This window comes from Vibrio sp. 378, from assembly GCF_033339435.1.
The window spans coordinates 1-567 of sequence record NZ_JAWOUO010000935.1; the positions used below are offsets into that span (position 1 = coordinate 1).

General features: G+C 46.2%; 2 protein-coding genes. Both read left to right on the forward strand.

The genetic code is table 11. The features are described from left to right. Positions 1-273, forward strand: a 273-nt coding sequence (locus tag R7Q48_RS29690; RefSeq protein ID WP_318133963.1) for a PTS fructose transporter subunit IIB, incomplete at its 5' end; no start/stop codon positions are given. 8 nt (positions 274-281) lie between these two features. After that, the coding region (locus R7Q48_RS29695; protein WP_318133965.1) for an HPr family phosphocarrier protein at positions 282-567 on the forward strand (286 nt) is incomplete at its 3' end.

Genomic DNA, 567 nt, shown 5'->3' on the forward strand with positions numbered 1-567 from the left:
ACAGGCATCGCTCATACCTATATGGCGGCAGATGCACTAATGAAAGCTGCGCCAAAACATAACGTGCAAATTAAAGTAGAAACGCAAGGTGCGATGGGGATAGAAAATCAGCTCACTCCTCACGATATCGCTCAAGCGGATCGGGTTTTGATCGTGTCGGATATTGAGATAGAACAACCAGGCCGATTCGAAGGGACGCGCAAAATTCAAATCCCCATTGAAGAGGTTTTGCTGAACGTCGACAAAGTATTCCTCGTCCACTGCCGCGACTAAATTTGCAGATGAACGAATACCAAATCACCTTTTTCGTCGATAATGCAAATGCCAGTGCGCACCTTGCTCAGCCACTCAATCGAGTGGCAAAGAAGTTCAAAAGTACCTTACATATCATTAATGTAACGCAAAATCGTGTTGCGGAACTCACCAAGTCCGTGGCGATTTTGCAAGCAGGTCTACAACAAGGTGATTTGTGTCAAATCACAGCGATTGGCATTGACGCAGAGCTGGCCGGGTTCGACATCAAAGACATGATGGCTGAACAGTTGATGGTGGTAGGATCTCATATCA